Genomic DNA, 17,400 nt, shown 5'->3' with positions numbered 1-17,400 from the left:
TCTGATCGACACTTTCCCTCGAAAAGGCGGAAAACCGCTGCGAGGGGACAAAAGTGGAGACGATCGCCTTCATCATGGCGAATCTTCCGGTGATCGGGCAGCGCATGCTCGAGCATGTCTCGCTCGTCGCCGTCTCGGTCGGCGTCGCGATCCTGACCGGTGTGCCGACCGGCATCGCGATCACCCAGAGCAAGCGCGCCGCCGATCTCGTCCTCTACATCGCCTCTATCATCATCACGATCCCCTCGATCGCGCTGTTCGGCATCCTGATCCCGCTGCTCTCGACCATTGGCCACGGCATCGGCTACCTGCCGGCGGTGATCGCGCTCATCCTCTACGCCCAGCTGCCGATCATCCGGAACACCTATACGGCGATCATGAATGTCGACCCGGCGCTGCGTGAGGCGGCGCGCGGCATGGGCATGACCACGCTGGAGCGGCTGCGCCGCGTCGAGCTGCCGCTGGCGCTGCCGGTGATCCTTAACGGGGTTCGCAGCGCCGTGGTGCTGAACATCGCGATCGCCGCGATCGCGACCTATATCGGCGCCGGGGGCTTGGGCACCTTCATCTCGCGCGGCATCTCGCAGACCGACATCCGCCAGCTCCTGACCGGCGCTCTCGCCGTCAGCCTGCTCGCGATCATCGCCGATTACGGACTGCTCTTCGCGCAGCGCCTGCTCACCTCGCCGGGATTGAAGCCGAAATGATCCGTCTCGAGCAGGTCTCCAAGCATTTCGGCACGATGATCGCCGTCGACCGCATCGACATGGAGGTGCCGGCCGGCGCCGTCTGCGTCCTGCTCGGCCCGTCGGGCTGCGGCAAGACGACGACGATGAAGATGATCAACCGGCTGATCCCGCCGACCTCGGGCAGGATCTATGTCGACGGCAAGGACACGGCCGGCGTCGACGAGGTCACGCTTCGGCGCTCGATCGGCTACGTCATCCAGCAGATCGGCCTGTTCCCCAACATGACGATCGAGGAGAACATCTGCGTCGTCCCGGACCTGCTCGGCTGGCCGGTGGCGAAGTCGCGCAAGCGCGCCGCCGAACTGCTCGACATGGTCAATCTCGACCCGTCGGTCTTCCTGAAGCGCTATCCCAAGCAGCTCTCCGGCGGACAGCAGCAGCGGGTCGGCGTGGTGCGGGCGCTTGCCGCCGATCCGCCGGTGCTGCTGATGGACGAGCCCTTCGGCGCGATCGACCCGATCAACCGCGAGGTGATCCAGGACGAGTTCATGAAGCTCCAGGCGGAGCTGAAGAAGACCATCGTCTTCGTCAGCCATGACATCGACGAGGCCGTGAAGATGGCGAGCCGCATCGCGATCTTCCGCGACGGCAAGCTGATCCAGTACGACACGCCCGACAACATCCTCGCCCATCCGATCGACGCCTTCGTCTCCGAATTCGTCGGCTCCGACCGGACCCTGAAGCGCTTGCGGCTGATCAAGGTCACCGACGCGATGATGGCCGAGCCGCCGCGCGTGCGCGCCGAGGACACGCTCGACACCGCCGTCAGGCTGATGGAGGAGCACGGCCATGTCTCGATCGTGATGGTCGGCCCGCGCGGCCGGGCTCGCGGCGTGGTGCGGCTCGAGGAGGCGCGCGAGCGCCGTGGGACGGTCGGCGAGCACCAGGAGCCTCTGCCCGGCGTCGTCAACATCCGCGACGACCTGCGCACCGCCGTCTCGCAGATGTTCACCCATGGTGTGACCTGGCTCGCCTGCGTCGACGATGACGGCTTCTACAAGGGCTATGTCACCCAGAAGAGCATCACCCAGGTGCTCGGCGCGACCTATCGGGAAAGCTGAGATGGCGCGCGCGGGCCTGGCAGGAACGCTTCGCTGGCTCGTCGTCTTCGGCGCCTTCGCGCTCGGCGCCTGGCTGCAGGCGCGCGGCACCATCCCCGCGATCCTGAGCCATTCGAAGGATGTGACCTATCTCATCCGCCAGCATCTGGCGCTCGCGGCGATGTCCGGCGCGAGCGCGCTCGTCGTCGGCATCCCGCTCGGCATCCTGCTGACGCGCCCGCGCTTCGAGATGTTCGCCGATGCGGTGACTCAGATCGTCAATCTCGGCACCACCATCCCGACGCTCGCCTTGCTCGCGATCTCGATGTCCTTCCTCGGCATCGGCTCGCCTCCGGCGATCTTTGCGCTGTTCGTGCTGACGCTGCTGCCGATCGTGCTCAACACCATCGCCGGCCTGCGCTCCGTGCCGCAGCATCTGATCGAGGCGGCGCGCGGCATGGGCATGACGCCCGGCCAAATCCTGCGACGGGTCGAACTGCCCAACGCGGTCTTCGTCATTCTCGCCGGCGTGCGCACCGCCTTCGCCATCAATATCGGCACGGTGCCGCTGGCCTTCCTGATCGGCGGCGGCGGCCTCGGCGAACTGATCTTCACCGGCATCGACCTGATGGAGCCGAGCATGCTGCTGGCGGGCGCAATCCCGACAGCGCTGCTCGCCGTGCTCGTCGATTTCCTGATCGGCCAGATCCAGTTCTGGCTGGTCCCGAAAGGCGTCAACCCGCTGCGCTGAGCAGCGGTCAACTCAACCAGAAAAGGGGAGTACGACCATGCACAAGCGCAGTTTCCTCGGGCTTGCTACCGCCGCTTTGGCCTTCGCCGCCCTGCCACTCGCCGCGCAGGCGCAGACCGTCGTCGTCGGCGGCAAGAACTTCACCGAGCAGCAGATCATGGCGGAGATGACGACGCAGCTGCTCAAGGCCAAGGGCTTCACCGTCGACAAACGCGCGGGCTTGGGCACCGCGCCGCTGCGCCAGGCGCAGGAAGCCGGGCAGATCGACCTCTACTGGGAGTACACCGGCACCTCGCTGATCACCTTCAACAAGGTCGCCGACAAGATGGACGCAGCGGCGACCTATGCGAAGGTCAAGGAGCTCGACGCTGCCAAGGGCCTCGTCTGGCTGAACCCGTCCAAGGCCAACAACACCTATGCGCTCGCCATGCGCAAGAAGGACGCCGAGGCCAAGGGCGTGAAGACGCTCGACGATCTCGCCGCCAAGGTGACCGGCGGCCAGGCAATGAAGTTCGGCTGCAATGCCGAGTTCTACGCCCGTCCCGACGGGCTCGCTCCGCTGCAGAAGGCCTATGGCTTCGATTTCGGCCGTGATAACGTGGTGCGTATGGACACCGGCCTGGTCTACCAGGCGCTGCGCGACAGCCAGGTTGATGTCGGCCTCGTCTTCGCCACCGACGGGCGCGTCCCGGCCTTCGATTTCGTCATCCTGACCGATACCAAGGGCTATTTCCCGACCTATGCGATGACGCCCGTCGTGCGCAAGGAGACGCTCGACAAGAATCCGAAGCTGGCCGAGCTGCTGAACGGGCTCTCCGCCAAGCTCGACGACGCGACGATGGCCAAGCTCAACGCCTCCGTCGATGTCGACAAGAAGAGCATCGAGGAGGTCGCCGCCGGCTTCCTCAAGGCGCAGTCGCTGGTCTGATCGTTCCGCCGAAGCCGGAGGCGCGCCCCGTCTCCGGCTATCCCGCGAGGATCCAATGTCGTCGCTGAAGGTCGCGGTCGCCCAGATTCGCTGCGAGCCGGCCGATCTCTCCGCCAACCTTGCCACTCACGTCGACGTCATAGCGAGGGCACGCGCGCAGGGCGCAGATCTGCTGCTCTTCCCCGAGCTGTCGCTGACCGATTATCTCGCCGCGCCCGATTGTGCGGCGCTGGCCTTGAGGCCGGATGCCGACCTGCTCGCGCGCCTCGCCGAGGCGGCTGACGGCATCACGGTCTCGGCCGGCTTCATCGAGCGCGGCGACCAGGGCCGCTTCTTCAACAGCCAGGGCCTGTTCCGCGACGGCAGGCTGCTCGCGATCCATCGCAAGCTCAACCTGCCGGGGTATGGCGCCTTGCGCGAGGACCGCGTCTATACCCGCGGCGAGGCTCTCGCTTCGGTCGAGCTCGCGGCGGGCTGGCGCGCCGCCACGCTGATCTGCGCCGATGCCTGGAATCCGGCACTACCCTGGCTCGCCGCGCTAGGCGGCGCCAACCTGCTGTTGCTGCCGGTGGCCTCGGCGCTCAATGCGGTCGGCGGAGAGTTCGACAATCCGCGTGGTTGGGAGATCAACCTCGCCCACACTGCGATGACCTACGGCCTGCCGACCCTCTTCGCCAATCATTGCGGCATGCGCGGCGGCGCGGCGTTCTGGGGCGGATCGCGCATCCTCGATGCCTCCGGCCGGGAGCTAGCACGAGCAGGAACTGCGCCCAGGCTCATCGTCGCGGAGCTGTCGCAGGCCAATGGCGAAGCGGCCCGCCACCGCCTGCCGACTGCCCGCGACAGCGACCCCGCACTGGTCGGCGGGTTGCTACGCAGCCTGATCTCGAACAGCGAAGGTGCGCGCTCATGACTGGCCCGATCGACTTCATCCACGGCCTGAGTTTCGCGAAGCTGCCGCCCGAAGTAATTCACCAGGCCCGCCGTTGCCTGCTCGATCTCGCTGGCGTTGCCGTCAGCGGGCGGCAGACCGAACTCTCGCGCATCGCGCATGATTTCGCGGTCGATCATTTCGGCGCTGGGCGAAAGGGTGCGCGCCTGCTCTTCGACGGGCGCCGGGTAAGCGCGACCGGCGCGGCCTTCGCGGGGGCGACGACGATCGATTCCTTCGACGCCCATGACGGCCACGCCTTGACGAAAGGCCATGCGGGGGTTGCGATCCTGCCGGCGCTACTCGCAGTCGCCGATGCCGAGGGATTGCTTGATGACGGCGGTCTCGATGGCGAAACCCTGCTGACCTGTCTCGTCCTCGGCTACGAGATCGCGACGCGCGCCGGCGTCGCGCTGCATGCCAGTGCCTGCGACTATCACACCTCCGGCGCCTGGAACGCGCTCGGCTGCGCCGCCGTCGCCGCCCGCTTGCTCAAGCTCGATCGCGAGCGCACCCGTCATGCGCTGGGCATCGCCGAATATCACGGGCCGCGCAGCCAGATGATGCGCTGCATCGATCATCCGACCATGGTCAAGGACGGCTCGGGCTGGGGCGCGCTCGCCGGCGTAAGCGCCGCCTATCTCGCCAAGGACGGCTTCACCGGCGCGCCGGCGATCACCCTGGAGGCGCCGGAGCAGGCGGCGATCTGGGCCGATCTCGGCGAGCGCTGGCTGATCCTCGATCAGTATTTCAAGCCATGGCCGGTCTGTCGCTGGGCACAGCCGGCGATCGAGGCCGCGAGCCGGATTCTGTCCGAACACGCGCTCGCGGCATCCGACATCGAATGCGTCGAGGTCGAGACCTTCCACGAGGCGGTGCGCCTGGGCGCGCAACTGCCGGCGACGACGGAGGCGGCGCAATATGCGATCGGCTTCCCGCTGGCCGCCTTCATCGTCCGCGGCCGGCTCGGTGCCGACGAGATCGGCGGCCAGGGCCTCGTCGACCCCGAAATCCATGACATGCTGCGCCGGGTCCGGCTCGTCGAAGCCCCCGATTTGTCCAGGCGCTTCCCGGCCGAGCGACTGGCGCGCCTGCGCTTCGTCCTGAGTTCGGGCCGGGTCGTCGAATCCGAAGCCACGACCGCACGCGGTGACCGGGCCCGTCCCTTGTCCGACGTCGAGATACTCTCGAAATTCAGCTTCTCCGCCTCCGTACTGGGCAGCGTGCGCAGCGCCACCCTCGCCGAAAACTGCATGGGGCTCGCCGGAAGTTGTAAAACGGAACTCGCCAGCGGAATTCTGTTTGCGCCGACTTGAAGCCGAGCCGCCGCATGGCCGCTGCTCCACCGCATGCGTGTCGCAACTCAATGTCCGGACAGGGTGCCACACGATCCTCGCCGCAGGCTCAGGTCGGGAGCCCTCATCCGGCTCTCTGGCCGCCTACCAGGATGTCGACGAAGCACGCTGCCAGGCGGGTCAAAGGCCGGCTTCGGACGGTCATGAGGCATATCGTGATAGGTAGCTCCGGCTTCACCTCGAGCTTGACCAGTCCCTCGAAGTGCTGCGCCTGCGTCAGCAGGCTGTCGATCAGGATGACATCGCCCTGGCGCGCCAGCAGATGGGCGGCGGAAATGCTGTAGGGCACGGTCATGAAGGGCGCATAATCGAGGCCAGCCTGCTCATGGGCGCGTGCGATCAGCCATCCCAGCGGTGATTTCTCGCGGTCAAAGCAGATCAGCCGCCGATCCCGGAGCTCGGGTAGGCTGACCGATCTATACCGCGCGAGCGGATCATCCTGACGGACTAGGGCGATGATCGAGGCCTGCGCGAAGGGCGTCAGGGCGATATCGTCGGTGACGCGGGGCGAGAACATCACGCCAAGATCGGCCGACCCCTTGGACAGTTCCGTCGGGGCATCGCCCATGATCAGCTCGATGCGGGCTTGAGGATATTCCGTCACGAGCCGCCGGATCGCCTGCGCGATGAGACCCTGGCCGATGCTGGGGGTCGAAGCGATCCGTAGCGGCAAAGCGCGCCCGGAGCGCAGGTCGGTGACGGCTTCGCGCAGGGTGCGCCATTCGTCTTCGACATTGCCCAGCGCCAACATCAGGCCGTGAGCCTCGGTACGCAGGACGAGGCGGCCATCGCTGCGATCGAAAACGGGGACACCGAGGGCCGCCTCGCTGCGAGCGATGATCTTGCTGATGGCCGACTGCGTCAGATGAAGCTGCCGGGCGGCTTCGACGGTGGTCCCGCACCGCTCCACGGTGCGCAGCACAGTCGCCTGCGATGGAGTCAACGCCTTCATGAGTTACCTCCGGCGAGATGGCCCAGCAGGATGCGCGCGGCGTGATCGAGAGGAGCTCCGTCGCGGTGATGCGCGAAGGCTGTGACGAGGGGGCTCTCGTCGAGTGGCCGGACCGCGAGCCCCCGCGTCAGGCCGCTGCTGATGACGAAGCCGTCCACGACGGCGATGCCGACACCCTCACGCGCCAGATGGCAGGCGCTGTCGGTATGACGCACGGTGATCGCGATCCGGTCGGACAGGCCGATCCGGATCAGGGCATCCTGAAAGCTGTCGGCCGAGCTGACGCCATCGGGCCCGTAACTGATCAGGCGCTGGCCTTCGAGGGTGTCGCGCGTCAGCCTGTCAGAGGCGGCGAGCGGATGAGTCTCGCCGAGCACGCAGACGAGCGGGCTGCAGCGCAGCACGATATCGCGCAACCCCTCGGTCGCCATCGGGCCGTAGGAAATCGCGAGATCGACTTCATTGGCGCTGAGGTGATCGCGGACATGATCGAACATCACTTCGACGGCGGCCCGATCGGCCAGATCGCGGCGGGCGCCGGCGATGGCAGGGGGCAGGATGCTGTGCGCCAGTCCTGGCACGGTCGCAATCCGCAGGCGATCGGCCATGCCGACGCGGATCATGTCCGCTTCATGATGGGCCCGGCGCAAGGCGCCGAAGGCTGGCTGGGCAAGCTGGTTCAGTTCCAGCGCCTCAGGTGTCGGCGTCAGCCGCCCCTGAACGATCGCGACGAGGCTGAGATCGAGCTCCTTTTCCGCCAGGCGCAACGACTTGATCACGGCCGACTGGCTGACACCCAGTCCCTGCGCCGCTTCGCCGGTGCCGCCGAGCCGGACGAAGGCGTCGATCACCTGCAGCGCGCCCAGCCTCATCCCGTCCTGTTCACTCTATTCCATTTGGTTGATAATCTTGCCGAATGTTTCATTTGCGAGACTAGGCATGCCCGTGGAAGGTTGCAAGCTGCCGCCGCGGAGGCAGAGCGGCCAAGATCAGGGGATATCCATGACCACATTCCGTTCCATGGTGTCGGCTGCCGCGCTCGCGCTCTCCATTCTCGGCCCGGCATTGACCGTCGCGCCCTCCAGCGCCTCTGCGCAGGGCGTTCTCAAGCTGGCGCAGACGCAGGACCTCGTCTCGCTCGACCCGATCGCGACCAGCGACAACCCGTCGATCCACGCGCAGCTCCTGATCTACGACACCCTGCTGCGTCCGAGCACGGATGCCACCAAGCTGGAGCCCGGCCTCGCCGAGAGCTGGACGGTGAGCGATGACGGCCTGACCTATAGCTTCAAGCTCAGGGCGGCGAAGTTCTCGGACGGCACGCCGGTCACCGCCGCCGACGTCGCCTTCTCGCTGAAGCGCGCCGGCAGCGATGCGTCGAGCTGGAAGCGCTTCTTCTCCGGCATCGACGCCATCGAGACGCCGGACGAGCGTACCGTCGTGCTCAAGCTCAAGACGGTATTCACGCCGCTGCTCAACAACCTCGCTTTGTTCTCCTCGGCGATCCTGCCGCAGAAGGCGTTCGAGGCGGCGCCCGACAAGTTCTTCGAGAAGCCGATCGGCTCCGGCCCCTTCACCGTCGCAGCCTGGAACAAGGGGCAGGCGCTCTCGCTGAAGAAGAACGCGCATTACTGGCAAGCCGGCAAGCCGAGCCTCGACGGCGCCGAGATCCTGGTGCTGCCCGAGGGTAACAGCCGCGTGCTGAAGCTGCAGGCCGGCGAGATCGATGCCGCGCTCGAGATTCCGCTGAACCAGATGCAGAGCCTCGGCCGCGCCGGCACCGTCAAGACCGCCGTAGCCAACGTGCTGCGCACCGATTTCGTGCTGCTGAACACCAGGAAGAAGCCTTTCGACGATGTCCGTGTCCGCCAGGCACTGAACTACGCGATCGACAAGGAAGGGCTGGTCAAGGCACTGCTCTACGGCGCCGGCAAGGTGGCGAACTCGCCGATGCCGCTAATGGCCTATGCCGATCCCGATCTGAAGCCCTATGCGCATGACGTCGCCAAGGCCAAGGCCCTGCTCAAGGAAGCGGGCTATGGCGACGGCTTCAAGACGACGCTTCTGGTGCATTCCGGCCGGCCACTGCATCGCCAGGTCGGTCAGGCCCTGCAGAGCGCGCTCGCACAGATCGGCGTCACCGCTGAGATCCGCCTCGTCGAGGGCGGCACGCACTGGTCGACCACCAAGGCCGGCGATTACGAAATGGCCGTCTCCTATGCCTCCAGCGACACGATCGATCCCGACCAGATGGCCGGTTTCCTGATCGTCAATCCGGAGCGCGCCAACGCCTACCACACCGAATGGAAGAACGAGCGCGTCAACGAGCTCTACGCGAAGGAGCGCGCCACCGAGGACGGTCCCGAGCGCGGCGCGATGTTCAGGGAGATGGTCAAGCTCTCGCATGAGGGCGCGCCGTCGATCTTCCTGTTCTACCCCGGCACGCCCTACGCATATCGCAGCAATGTCACCGGATTCGAGGTACTGCCGACCGGCAATTTCCGCCTCGAAGACGTCAGGATGAAGTGAGGACGGGGCGGTCCAGAGCATCGGACCGAAAAGTGGAAACCACCTTTCGGAAGAATCCGATGCTAAAACAATGCGATAGGTCATCGTGGTCGCGTCCGTTCGGACGCGCGATGATCTAGGCCGCCCAGCTCTCCGGCCCAATGCCATGCTGACCTATATCCTCAAGCGGTTCGTCCAGCTCGTCCCGGTGCTGTTCGGCATTACGCTGGCCTGCTTCTTCCTGCTCAGGGCGTTGCCGGGCGATCCGGCGACGCTGCTGCTGGGCGCGCGCGGCGGGGCCGAAGAGATCGCGGCGATGAAGCAGCGGCTCGGGCTCGACCTGCCGCTGTGGCGGCAATACCTGCTCTTTCTCGGCGACATCCTGTCCGGCAGCCTCGGCCGCTCGGTCGTCTACGGGCAGCCGGTGATCTCACTGGTGCTGGAGCGCCTGCCGGCCACGCTCTGGCTCGTCGCCTATTCGACCGCGATCGCGGTTATGCTGACGATTCCGCTGGCGCTGTGGTCGGCGGTCAGGCGCGACCGGGCGCCGGACATCCTGATCAAGCTCGTCTTCACGGTGCTGCTTGCAATCCCCTCCTTCTGGCTCGGACTCGTGCTGGTCGTCGTCCTCGCGATCTGGGTGCCGCTGTTCCCGACTTCCGGCTACGGCCACGGCCTCTTCTCGCGCCTGCATCACCTGACACTGCCGGCCTTCGTGATCGCTCTGGCGACGGCCTCGCTCACGATCCGCAGCCTGCGCAGCGGCATCCTCAACGTGCTCGGCTCGGACTATGTCACCACCGCCCGCGCCAAGGGCAACGCCATCAGCCGCACGATGCGCGTCCATGTGCTGCCGAATGCGCTGATCAGCTCGATCTCGGTGCTCGGCGCCCATACCAGCTGGGTGATCGGCGGAACGGTGGTGATCGAGACCGTCTTCGCACTGCCCGGGCTCGGCTCACTCTTCGTCGAGTCGATCTTCGCCCGCGACTATCCGATGATCCAGGGGCTGACGATCGTCTTCGCCGTGCTGGTCGTCCTGATCAACCTCGCGACGGATATCGCCTATGCGCTGGCCGATCCGCGCATCAGGCTGGACTGAACCGATGAGCAAGCGCCGCCTCGATCCGACGCTCCTGATCGGCCTCGCCATGCTCGTGCTGCTCGCCCTGCTCGTCGGGCTCGGGCAGGTCTGGACCCCGCACGACCCCTTCCTGGTCGACTATGGCAACACGCTGCAGCCCCCCTCCGCGACGCACTGGCTCGGCACCGACGATCTCGGCCGCGACGTCGCCTCGCGGGTGATGGCCGGCGGACTGGTCGATCTTCGGGTCGCGCTGGTCTGCGTCGCCGCGCCTGCCATCCTCGGGATCGCGATCGGCGCGCTTGCTGGCTTCGTCGGCGGGCGGGTCGACACCGTGATCATGCGTATCACCGATATCTTCTGGGCCTTCCCCTTCCACGTGCTGGTGATCGCCATCGTCGGCGTGCTCGGGCCGGGCGAGGCCAACCTCTATCTCGCCTTCCTGCTGGTGAACTGGATCTCGTTCGCCCGCATCACCCGCGGCGAGGTGCTGGTGCTGCGCGAGCTCGAATATGTGCAGGCGGCACGCAGCTTCGGCTCCACCGATAGCCGCATCATCGCCGCCCATATCCTGCCAAATGCGGTGACGCCGGCGATCGTCTACGCCATGGCCGATGTCGTGCTGACGATCCTGGCCGTGACCTCGCTCTCCTTCCTCGGCCTCGGCATCCAGCCGCCGACGCCGGAATGGGGGCTGATGATCGCCGACGGACGCCAGTTCATGTTCGACGCCTGGTGGATCGCGACCGCTCCCGGCCTCGCGATCATCTACACCGGTGTGACCTTCGCCCTGATCGGCGAGGGCCTCGACACCGCGCTGCGCCCCAAGGGCTGACGCGCCTTCCTTTCCGCCCGGTATCGCGAGACGGCCATGAGCTTCTTCATCGAAAATGCCGAACTGCAGCGCATCGGCGCGCTGATCGAAGCCCATGCTGCGCCGATCTATGCCGCGCGCGGCCTCCCTTTCGAGCAGTTCGCCTATGTGCTGACCCAGCCCGGCAAGGCGGGCGGCAGGGCGCAAGGCGCGGCGCTGCGGCCGGACTGGCGCGCCTATCCCTGCTCGCTGGTGAAGGTGTTCCATCTCGTCGCCGCGCAATTGCGGCTGGAGGACGGGCGCCTCTCAGCCCATGGCGAGCTCGACCGGGCCATGCGCGACATGATCCTGTGGTCGTCGAACTCCGCGACGAACTACATCATCGACCTGCTGACCGGCACGACCGGCGATACCCTGCTGAGCGACAGCGAGATGAGCGCCTGGTGCGAGCGCCGCGAGGAGATCAACCGGATATTCGCCGGGCTGGGCTGGCCGGAGCTCGCCGGCATCAACCTCAACCAGAAGCTGATGGACGATCTGCGCTACGGGCGGGAGAAGGTCGCGCTCGATCGCTCGCCCGCCGGCCACAACTGCCTGACGCCGATCGCGATGGCGCGGCTGATGCACGAGATCTTCAGCGACTCCGCGCTGTTGCCGCCGGCGCGCCTTGCCGTCATCCGCGACCATCTCGCGCGCGACGCCAACGCTCCGGACCGCGGACGCGGCGCCTATCAGCTGCTCGGCTATCTCGGCGATGCGCTGCCAGATGGCGCGCAGATCTGGTCCAAGGCCGGGCGCACCCGCTGGCTCGGTGACGACCGCGCCTCCTTCCGCCGGCACGACACGCTGCGCGCGATCTTGCCTCAGGGCCAGGAATTCCAGCTCACCGTCTTCACACAGGGCGAGGCCATCGCCGAGGATGACGGTTTCCTGCCGGGCATCGGGTCGTTGGTCGCAGCCGAGATGCCGGGCGTGGCACTGGAACGCCACTCACGGCGCCAGTAATTCTGCGCTATCAATGCTCGTTTCGCACCGAGCGGCCTCCTGCAGCCGCCTGATAGGATGCAGCCATACGGACCGACATCGGTCGGATGCCAATGTCGAGGAAGCCGAGCGTGACGATGTTCGGGATCGCGTGGCCGAACTGTCCGGGGGGGCACAAGGCTCATAGTGTCGAGCGGCGAACGGTGAGGTCGGAGCGCTCGAATACGGCGGGCAGCAATTCGACGCCGAGCCCCGGGCCCTCCATCGGCAGCACATAGCCATTCTCGAACACCGGCATGGTGGTGACGAGCTCCTTGTACCAGCCGGTATAGAAGGCTCGGACGGATTCCTGGATCAGCGTGTTCGGCTGGCTGAACGAGGCGTGGATCGCCGCGATGAAGCCGACGGGGCCGATGCAGTCATGCGGCGCGAAGGGCCGGTGATAGGTCTCGGCCATCGCCGCGATCTTGCGGCCCTCTGTCAGGCCGCCGGTCCAGCACAGATCGGCCATCACGACATGCATGGCGTCGCGGTCGAGCATGTCCTTGTAGGGGAAGCGCGAACCGAGCGTCTCGCTCGCGGTCACGGAAACGGTCGTCGAGCGGGCGAACTCGGCGAGCGCCTGCGGCGAGTTCATCTTGATCGGGTCTTCGTACCAGCTCGGATTGTAGGGTTCGAGCGCGCGGGCGATCTTGATCGCGGTCGGCAGGTTCCAGAGCGAGTGGAACTCGACCATGATCTCCATCTTGTCGCCGACAGCCTTGCGGATCTTCTCGAAGGGCTCGATCGCCTTCTTCATCTGCTCCGGCGTGATGAAGAGGCCCTGGTTCTCGATCGCCGGCGGATCGAACGGCCAGATCTTCATGGCGGTGATGCCGCTTTCGAGCAGGCTTTCGGCCACCGCGTCGGCGCGGTTCATGAAGCCGTCGAGATCCTCATACGGCCCGCTGGTATCGCCGAGATTCCAGGTCGAGACCGGCTTGATGTTGTGCGAGCGCACATATTTGTAGCCGGCACAGGTGTTGTAGATGCGCTGCCTGTCGCGGCAGAGGCCGCCCAGCATCTGGTGCACCGGCTGGCCGCATACCTTGCCGAAGATATCCCAGAGCGCGATGTCGACGGCCGACGTCGCACGCGACTCGACACCGGTCGACGCCTGCGCCATCGGCAGGTTCGACATCTCGCGATGCAGCGCCTCGATATGCAGCGGATTCTTGCCGAGCAGGCGCATCGACAATGTGTCGTGCAGATGCGACTCGACCGCTCCGGCGCCATAGAAGGTCTCGCCGAGGCCGATGATGCCGGCATCGGTATGGACTCGCACCCACAGGACGTTGGCGAACTCCTCGGTCCGCATCGTCTCGATAGCGGTGATCTTCATGACGCTCTTCCTTGAATTTCGTACCGGTCGCGCCTTGGCGCGTCGAAGCTCTCGTTCGCTTTGTGCGGCGCCTACAGCACCGAGATCATGCCGCCGTCGACATAGATGATCTGGCCGCTGACATAGTCGGAGGCCGCGGAGGCGAGGTAGACGCAGGTGCCGACGAGTTCGTCCGGCCGGCCCCAGCGTCGGGCCGGCGTGCGGCCCTTCACCCAGGCGTCGAAGGTCGGATTGTCGATCAGCGCCTGGTTCATGTCGGTCAGCATGTAGCCCGGGCCGATCGCGTTGGCCTGGATGCCAAGCTCGCCCCATTCGGCGGCCATCGCCTTGGTCAGCAGCTTGATGCCGCCCTTTGCCACCGTGTAGGGCGCGACCGTGGCGCGGGCGAGCTCGCTGGTCAGCGAGCCGATATTGATGACCTTGCCGTGGCCGCGCCTGGCCATGCGACGCGCCGCCTCACGGCCGGCGACGAAGGCGCTGGTCAGGTTGGTATCGATCACGCGCTGCCAGTCGGCCGTGGCGAGCTCGAGCATCGGCTTGCGGAACTGGATGCCGGCATTGTTGACGAGGATGTCGACCGCGACACCGTCCGCGTCGAGCGCCTCGAATGCCGCAACGACGGCGGCCTCGTCGGTGACATCGAAGCGCAGGCCGCGCGCATCGTGGCCGGCGGCCGTCAGCGCGGCGACCGCTTCGTCGAGGCGGCCCTGGTCGGCGCCGTTGAGGATGATGGCGGCTCCGGCCGCGGCGAGTCCCTCGGCCATGGCGCGGCCGAGCCCGCGCGAGGAACCGGTCACGAGCGCGGTGCGCCCGGAGAGATCAAACAGCTTGCTCACGTTCAGCGTTCCTGGGGCGCTATCGTTCGAAGCGCGGGATGGACCGGCGGCGGACCGCCCGTGGTGATCTGCGAGGCGTAGCGGCGATAGGATTCGCCGATATGCTTGCGCATCGCCTCTCCGGCCCCGGCCGGATCGCGCGCCCGAATCCGGTCGAGGATCGCGGCATGATCGGCACGGCGGATCGCGATGTTCGAGGCTTCGCCGCGATCCTTGTTTCGCATGCTCTGGATCGAGTTGAGCAGTGGGCTCGACACGAACTGCAGCACGTTCAGGAAAAGCGGATTCTGGGCCGCGGCGGCGATGGCGAGGTGCAGTGCCAGATCGTGCTGGGCGCTCTCCTCGCCGATGTCGTCGGCCGCGTTCAGCGCCGCATTGGCCGCCTCCATCCGCGCCAGATCCTCGGGCGTATGGCGCAGGGAGGCAAGCTGCGCGGCCTCGACCTCCATGCCGAGGCGAAATTCGAGGAACTGCAGGATCGACTGCTCGGACGCCTCGATTTCGGCGCGTCGCAGGCGCAGCGAATCCTGCTGGTTGACGAAAAGGCCGAGGCCGCGCCGGCTCTCGACGATGCCGTCGGCCCGCAGAAAGGCAATCGCCTCGCGCACCACGGGGCGGCTGACGCCGAGCTGGCGCGCGAGTTCGGTCTCGGAGGGCAGGCGGGCGCCCGGCTGCAGCGCGCCGGCCCTGATCGATTTCGCCAGGGCGGCGGCGGCATCACTGGCGAGATTGGGCCTGGATCCGATCGATGACAGCTGCATGGCGTTTCCCGATATTGCCCTACATTGTCATGCTATCAGTTGTTTGACAACCTGACATCTGCGGCGTTATGGGGATTTATCGGCGCCGCCAGCAGAGCGAAGTCATGCGCCCCACGGGAGGTCTTCATGCTCAATTCAACGCGCCGGACCGTGCTCGTCGGCCTTGCCGCCGGAGCGATCATCGCTGCCACTCACCCCGCGCCTGCCTCCGCCCAGGATGTGAAGACGGCCAAGCTCGGCCACTCCTTTGCCGACGCCCACCCGCGCGCCGCGGCGATGAAGCGCTTCGCCGAGGAGGTCGCCAAGGCGACCAATGGCAGCGTCAAGGTCGAGGTCTTCGGCAACGCGGCGCTCGGCTCCGAAGAGAAGATGCTGATCGCCACCCAGTCGGGCACGATCGACTTCTACATGGGCGCGCTCTCGCCGATCGCGGCGCGCAAGAAAGAGCTCCAGATCTTCGATTTTCCCTTCCTGTTCGCGAGCGATGCGGAGGCCGCGGCCGTGCTCGACGGGCCGGCCGGCCGCCGTCTGCTCGACAATCTCGCCGACATGAACCTTCAGGGCCTGACCTGGTCCGGCGGCGCCTTCCGCAACCTGTCGAACAGCAAGCGTCCGATCGCCTCGCTCGCCGACATGAAGGGGCTGAAGGTCCGGGTCATGCAGAGCCCTATGGCGCTGGCGAGCTTCAACGCCATGGGCATGAACGCCGTGCCGATGGCCTTCACCGAGGTCTATACGGCGCTGGAGACGAAGGCGCTCGACGGCTACGAGCATCCCTTCGTCGACATGTACGCCAACAAGATGTTCGAGGTGCAAAAGCACCTGACGGTCACCAACCACGTCTACACGCCGGTGGCGCTGCTCGCCTCGAAGCGGTTCTGGACCTCGCTGACGCCACAGCAGCAGGCCGCCGTCCAGGCCGCTGCGGAGACGACACGGGTCTTCCAGAGGGAGGCCGAATTGCGCGAAGCCGGCGAGGTTCTGACCGAGCTCAAGGCGAAGGGCATGGTCGCGGTCGAGATGCCGCCGGCCGAGCTCGACGCCATCCGCAAAGCGATCGAGCCGGTGATCGCGAAGAACTCCGAGACGATCGGCGCCGCCTTCGTCAACGACTTCTACGCCGAGATCAAGAAGCAGCGGAAATGACGCCCGTCGTGCGCTGGGCGCATAGGCCCCCGCGGTGGAAAACCCGACCGGTCGATTGGACCTTCCGACTTCCGATGGCAAACCCCGGCTAAATCGATTCAAGGAGACAAGAGCAGTGACCCACTTCCGCCCGACACGCTTTGCTTTCATCGCGAGCCTGACCGCCGCGCTGCTGGGCTCCGCCGCCGCCATGGCCGAGGTCAAGGCCAAGATCGGCCACGCCATGCCCGACACGCATCCGCAGGCCGCCGCCGTCAGCAAGTTCGCCGAACTCGCCGGGGTCTACACCAAGGGCAATGTCAAGGTGCAGGCCTTCCACTCCGCCATGCTCGGCAGCGACGAGAAGCAACTGCAGGCGGTGCAGGCCGGCACGCAGGAGTTCTACATCGGCACGCTCGCCCCGCTCTCGACGCGGGTGAAGGAAGTGCAGGTCTGGGATCTGCCCTTCCTCTTCCAGAACGAGAAGGAGGTCTACGCGGTGCTCGACGGCGCCTCGGTAAAGTCGATCTTCGCAAAGATCGAGCCGAGCGGCCTCGTCGGCCTGACCTGGACCGGCATGGGCTTCCGTAACCTGTCGAACAGCCGCCGCGCGGTGAAAACGGCCGAGGACGTCTCCGGCCTGAAGCTGCGCGTGATGGCCAATCCCGTCGCGCTCGACACCTGGAAGTCGATCGGCGCGAATGCCGTGCCAATGGCGTTCTCCGAAGTGTTCACCGCGCTCGAGGTGAAGGCGCTCGACGGCCAGGAGAACCCGCTGCTGCACATGTGGGCGAACAAGATGCAGGAGGTGCAGAAGTACATCTCCATCACCAACCACGTCTACACGCCGGTCGCGCTCGTGGCGTCGAAGAAGTTCTGGGACACTCTGTCGGCTGACGACAAGGCCGGCATCCAGAAAGCGGCGACGGAAGCCGGCCTTCTCCAGCGCAAGCTGCTCGACGAGGGCGACAAGGACGTCATCACCAAGTTCAAGGCCGCCGGTGTTTCGGTCAACGAGGTGTCGGCGGACGACCTGCGCAAGGTCCAGGACAAGGTCAAGCCGGTGGTCGAGAAGTTCAAGGGCCAGATCGGCGACGAGTTCGTGACCGGCTTCATGGCCGAGATCGAGAAGGCGCGCGCCGCCAAGTAAGGCGAACGTCCCTTGCGGCCGGCTCGCCCTGAGCCGGCCGAATTCTCCATA

General features: G+C 66.3%; 17 protein-coding genes. 12 read left to right on the top strand and 5 right to left on the bottom strand.

Translation table 11 applies throughout. The features are described from left to right. Positions 1-53: 53 nt before the first annotated feature. Genes ACQKLX_RS20685 through ACQKLX_RS20660 form a run of 6 tightly spaced genes read left to right on the top strand, consistent with a single transcriptional unit; the run spans position 54 to position 5,715 of the window. Positions 54-707: an ABC transporter permease gene (locus tag ACQKLX_RS20685; protein ID WP_427363443.1), complete on the top strand. Its 654-nt coding sequence runs from the start codon at positions 54-56 to the stop codon at positions 705-707. After that, a complete protein-coding gene (locus ACQKLX_RS20680; protein WP_427363442.1) occupies positions 704-1,810 on the top strand; it encodes an ABC transporter ATP-binding protein in 1,107 nt (368 codons plus the stop codon). The genes ACQKLX_RS20685 and ACQKLX_RS20680 overlap by 4 nt, the downstream gene beginning before the upstream one ends. A gap of 1 nt (position 1,811) precedes the next feature. Then, positions 1,812-2,540 carry an ABC transporter permease gene (locus ACQKLX_RS20675; RefSeq protein WP_427363441.1) on the top strand — a complete coding sequence of 243 codons (729 nt, stop codon included), beginning with the start codon at positions 1,812-1,814 and terminating at the stop codon, positions 2,538-2,540. Between the two features lie 37 nt (positions 2,541-2,577). Then, positions 2,578-3,468, top strand: coding sequence for a glycine betaine ABC transporter substrate-binding protein (locus tag ACQKLX_RS20670; RefSeq protein ID WP_427363440.1), 891 nt, complete (start codon positions 2,578-2,580; stop codon positions 3,466-3,468). Positions 3,469-3,523: 55 nt separating this feature from the next. Further along, complete coding sequence (locus tag ACQKLX_RS20665) at positions 3,524-4,381, top strand: nitrilase-related carbon-nitrogen hydrolase (protein WP_427363439.1); 858 nt, start codon at positions 3,524-3,526, stop codon at positions 4,379-4,381. Next, positions 4,378-5,715 carry an MmgE/PrpD family protein gene (locus tag ACQKLX_RS20660; protein WP_427363438.1) on the top strand — a complete coding sequence of 446 codons (1,338 nt, stop codon included), beginning with the start codon at positions 4,378-4,380 and terminating at the stop codon, positions 5,713-5,715. The genes ACQKLX_RS20665 and ACQKLX_RS20660 overlap by 4 nt, the downstream gene beginning before the upstream one ends. Positions 5,716-5,818: 103 nt before the next feature. On the opposite strand, the gene ACQKLX_RS20655 is transcribed toward ACQKLX_RS20660, so the two are convergent. Further along, positions 5,819-6,706: a LysR family transcriptional regulator gene (locus ACQKLX_RS20655; protein ID WP_427363437.1), complete on the bottom strand. Its 888-nt coding sequence runs from the start codon at positions 6,704-6,706 to the stop codon at positions 5,819-5,821. Continuing rightward, the gene (locus ACQKLX_RS20650) at positions 6,703-7,578 is read right to left on the bottom strand and encodes a LysR family transcriptional regulator (RefSeq protein WP_427363436.1); all 876 of its coding nucleotides are present in this window, start codon (positions 7,576-7,578) and stop codon (positions 6,703-6,705) included. The genes ACQKLX_RS20655 and ACQKLX_RS20650 overlap by 4 nt, the downstream gene beginning before the upstream one ends. A gap of 130 nt (positions 7,579-7,708) precedes the next feature. Between ACQKLX_RS20650 and ACQKLX_RS20645 the strand changes: the two genes are divergently transcribed. The 4 genes from ACQKLX_RS20645 (at position 7,709) to ACQKLX_RS20630 (ending at position 12,117) form a co-directional block, all read left to right on the top strand. Then, a complete protein-coding gene (locus ACQKLX_RS20645; RefSeq protein ID WP_427363435.1) occupies positions 7,709-9,235 on the top strand; it encodes an ABC transporter substrate-binding protein in 1,527 nt (508 codons plus the stop codon). A 145-nt stretch (positions 9,236-9,380) separates the two neighbouring features. Beyond that, positions 9,381-10,316, top strand: coding sequence for an ABC transporter permease (locus ACQKLX_RS20640; protein ID WP_427363434.1), 936 nt, complete (start codon positions 9,381-9,383; stop codon positions 10,314-10,316). 4 nt (positions 10,317-10,320) lie between these two features. After that, positions 10,321-11,133 carry an ABC transporter permease gene (locus tag ACQKLX_RS20635; protein ID WP_427363433.1) on the top strand — a complete coding sequence of 271 codons (813 nt, stop codon included), beginning with the start codon at positions 10,321-10,323 and terminating at the stop codon, positions 11,131-11,133. A gap of 36 nt (positions 11,134-11,169) precedes the next feature. Beyond that, positions 11,170-12,117, top strand: a complete 948-nt coding sequence (locus tag ACQKLX_RS20630) for a serine hydrolase (RefSeq protein WP_427363432.1) — start codon at positions 11,170-11,172, stop codon at positions 12,115-12,117. Positions 12,118-12,277: 160 nt separating this feature from the next. Here the strand turns inward: ACQKLX_RS20630 and ACQKLX_RS20625 are convergent, their stop codons facing one another. The 3 genes from ACQKLX_RS20625 to ACQKLX_RS20615 form a co-directional block, all read right to left on the bottom strand. Continuing rightward, positions 12,278-13,477, bottom strand: coding sequence for a mandelate racemase/muconate lactonizing enzyme family protein (locus tag ACQKLX_RS20625; RefSeq protein ID WP_427363431.1), 1,200 nt, complete (start codon positions 13,475-13,477; stop codon positions 12,278-12,280). Positions 13,478-13,548: 71 nt separating this feature from the next. Next, complete coding sequence (locus tag ACQKLX_RS20620; RefSeq protein WP_427363497.1) at positions 13,549-14,319, bottom strand: SDR family oxidoreductase; 771 nt, start codon at positions 14,317-14,319, stop codon at positions 13,549-13,551. Then, the gene (locus tag ACQKLX_RS20615; protein ID WP_427363430.1) at positions 14,316-15,074 is read right to left on the bottom strand and encodes a FadR/GntR family transcriptional regulator; all 759 of its coding nucleotides are present in this window, start codon (positions 15,072-15,074) and stop codon (positions 14,316-14,318) included. Before ACQKLX_RS20615 ends, ACQKLX_RS20620 begins: the two co-directional genes overlap by 4 nt. 126 nt (positions 15,075-15,200) lie before the next feature. Between ACQKLX_RS20615 and ACQKLX_RS20610 the strand changes: the two genes are divergently transcribed. Both ACQKLX_RS20610 and ACQKLX_RS20605 read left to right on the top strand, forming a co-directional pair. Next, positions 15,201-16,220: a DctP family TRAP transporter solute-binding subunit gene (locus ACQKLX_RS20610; RefSeq protein ID WP_427363429.1), complete on the top strand. Its 1,020-nt coding sequence runs from the start codon at positions 15,201-15,203 to the stop codon at positions 16,218-16,220. A gap of 115 nt (positions 16,221-16,335) precedes the next feature. Continuing rightward, on the top strand, positions 16,336-17,349 hold the full coding sequence (locus tag ACQKLX_RS20605; RefSeq protein WP_427363428.1) for a TRAP transporter substrate-binding protein: 1,014 nt from the start codon (positions 16,336-16,338) through the stop codon (positions 17,347-17,349). Positions 17,350-17,400 lie beyond the last annotated feature (51 nt).

It is taken from the genome of Allobosea sp. NPDC003192 (assembly GCF_050275675.1).
Classification (GTDB): domain Bacteria; phylum Pseudomonadota; class Alphaproteobacteria; order Rhizobiales; family Beijerinckiaceae; genus Allobosea.
This window is presented reverse-complemented; position numbering and strand designations above follow the sequence as displayed.

Bases quoted from the DNA above. Each gene is read 5' to 3' on its own strand.
- ACQKLX_RS20670 (WP_427363440.1), top strand. From the start codon at position 2,578: ATGCACAAGCGCAGTTTCCTCGGGCTTGCTACCGCCGCTTTGGCCTTC.
- ACQKLX_RS20645 (WP_427363435.1), top strand. From the start codon at position 7,709: ATGACCACATTCCGTTCCATGGTGTCGGCTGCCGCGCTCGCGCTCTCC.
- ACQKLX_RS20640 (WP_427363434.1), top strand. From the start codon at position 9,381: ATGCTGACCTATATCCTCAAGCGGTTCGTCCAGCTCGTCCCGGTGCTG.
- ACQKLX_RS20675 (WP_427363441.1), top strand. From the start codon at position 1,812: ATGGCGCGCGCGGGCCTGGCAGGAACGCTTCGCTGGCTCGTCGTCTTC.
- ACQKLX_RS20680 (WP_427363442.1), top strand. From the start codon at position 704: ATGATCCGTCTCGAGCAGGTCTCCAAGCATTTCGGCACGATGATCGCC.
- ACQKLX_RS20660 (WP_427363438.1), top strand. From the start codon at position 4,378: ATGACTGGCCCGATCGACTTCATCCACGGCCTGAGTTTCGCGAAGCTG.
- ACQKLX_RS20610 (WP_427363429.1), top strand. From the start codon at position 15,201: ATGCTCAATTCAACGCGCCGGACCGTGCTCGTCGGCCTTGCCGCCGGA.
- ACQKLX_RS20630 (WP_427363432.1), top strand. From the start codon at position 11,170: ATGAGCTTCTTCATCGAAAATGCCGAACTGCAGCGCATCGGCGCGCTG.
- ACQKLX_RS20615 (WP_427363430.1), bottom strand. From the start codon at position 15,074: ATGCAGCTGTCATCGATCGGATCCAGGCCCAATCTCGCCAGTGATGCC.
- ACQKLX_RS20635 (WP_427363433.1), top strand. From the start codon at position 10,321: ATGAGCAAGCGCCGCCTCGATCCGACGCTCCTGATCGGCCTCGCCATG.
- ACQKLX_RS20655 (WP_427363437.1), bottom strand. From the start codon at position 6,706: ATGAAGGCGTTGACTCCATCGCAGGCGACTGTGCTGCGCACCGTGGAG.
- ACQKLX_RS20665 (WP_427363439.1), top strand. From the start codon at position 3,524: ATGTCGTCGCTGAAGGTCGCGGTCGCCCAGATTCGCTGCGAGCCGGCC.
- ACQKLX_RS20625 (WP_427363431.1), bottom strand. From the start codon at position 13,477: ATGAAGATCACCGCTATCGAGACGATGCGGACCGAGGAGTTCGCCAAC.
- ACQKLX_RS20650 (WP_427363436.1), bottom strand. From the start codon at position 7,578: ATGAGGCTGGGCGCGCTGCAGGTGATCGACGCCTTCGTCCGGCTCGGC.